At 43.1% G+C, this 1,432-nt stretch carries 2 protein-coding genes and 1 pseudogene; 2 read left to right on the plus strand and 1 reads right to left on the minus strand.

The window, feature by feature from the left end; translation table 11 throughout:
• On the minus strand, window positions 1–212 hold a 212-nt coding region (locus A3735_RS03425; RefSeq protein WP_197485634.1), incomplete at its 3' end, for a bifunctional hydroxymethylpyrimidine kinase/phosphomethylpyrimidine kinase.
• 79 nt (window positions 213–291) lie between these two features.
• On the opposite strand from A3735_RS03425, the gene A3735_RS03430 reads away from it, so the two are divergent.
• Together A3735_RS03430 and A3735_RS03435 are read left to right on the plus strand one after the other, a co-directional pair.
• Window positions 292–834 (plus strand): hypothetical protein, encoded by a 543-nt coding sequence (locus A3735_RS03430; RefSeq protein WP_156490687.1) that lies wholly within the window; start codon window positions 292–294, stop codon window positions 832–834.
• A pseudogene (locus A3735_RS03435) lies at window positions 827–1,432 on the plus strand (S-methyl-5-thioribose-1-phosphate isomerase); the annotation flags it as partial. The gene A3735_RS03430 and the pseudogene A3735_RS03435, both read left to right, overlap by 8 nt.

A 1,432-nucleotide genomic window follows, 5' to 3' on the forward strand; every position in this document is an offset into this window, starting at 1 on the left:
TCGCTGATGACTGTCTGTAGCTGATCCTTCACAACTTTCGCTGGTAGTGGATAGGTGGCCTTAACTCCCTTTGAGTTTTGAGCTGTGACATTGGTGATGACTGATGCTCCATAGACATTTAAGGCAGTAAATGTTTTGATATCTGCTTGTATGCCTGCACCGCCTGAAGAGTCAGAGCCGGCAATTGTTAGTACATTTGGTGTATACTTCATATAAAGAAGGTCACTTGTAGTTTTGTTCCATGTTGTGTTGCTTAGGTTGAACAACATTTAGATGTTACCAAAGTTTATTATGCCCTACCTTTTCCTTTCCTTGCTTCTTTTATTTACCCTTACTACGAATGCCGGCGTAACGGCAGAAGATATTTTAGGTGAATACTGGAAAGACCCCTTGTTTGGTCAGGCTGCGACTGATCGTACCGTCGAGCTTGAAGTGCTTGTTGGTAGGGTGTGGCCGCAATCTGTCAATATTAGTTCTGGTTCAAAGGTCAGAGTACTTGTTAAAAATCGTACTAACGAGCCTCATTTGCTCGTTTTTACAAAGGACCTGAAAGCTTTATACCAGTCAGAAGCGTACAAGATGTTTGTTCTTGACGAACTCTATCACTCTAAGAAAAAGGCGCAGCAGGGTTCAGGGCATTCGCACTCCGGGAATAGTGTAGGGGATGCAGAATCTATTGTTAAACCGCTATCTCAGAACCCTTCAGTGTTTGTTGTAGGTGGCGATAGAAAAGAAGTGTTAATTGAGTTTGAGGGAACTGGTATTGCAAACTACTCATGCATGATAGAGTCCCACCGAAATAATGAAACAGTAGGAAGTATAGTCATTGAATAATAAGTTTGAGTCTCTAAGCGTCAAAGCGGTCGATTGGCAAGATGGTGCGCTGGTTCTATTGGATCAGAGAAATCTACCTTTGTCTGAAGATTATATGAGTTGTCATGATGTTGAACAGGTTTATACGGCAATCAAGACGATGGTTGTACGTGGAGCGCCTGCAATTGGTATTTGTGCGGCTTACGGTGTTGTTTTGAGCGCAAAAAAGCACTTAATGAATGGAGTCGATTTTTATGAACGTATTAACAAGGATATTGAATTCCTGAGTCAAGCTAGGCCTACCGCGGTAAATTTAGCATGGGCTCTGAAAGTTATGCAGGAAGAGCTCCTAGCGCAGAAAGAGCAGGATTTTAGTTTAGAAAAGCTGCTTCTCCGCGCCCAGGAAATTCATCAAGAGGATATTGCTAACAACTTTAAAATGGGTGATTTAGCCTGTTCCGTGTTTAAACGCTTCCATGAAAAACCGTTCTCTGTCATGACTCATTGTAATGCCGGAGGCTTGGCTACAGGTGGCTATGGAACGGCTTTAGGGGTTATACGCTCAGCCTGGAGTGATGGCTTAATCACTGAAGTCTTTGCAGATGAAACGCGCCCTTGG

The organism is Oleiphilus sp. HI0061, assembly GCF_001635675.1.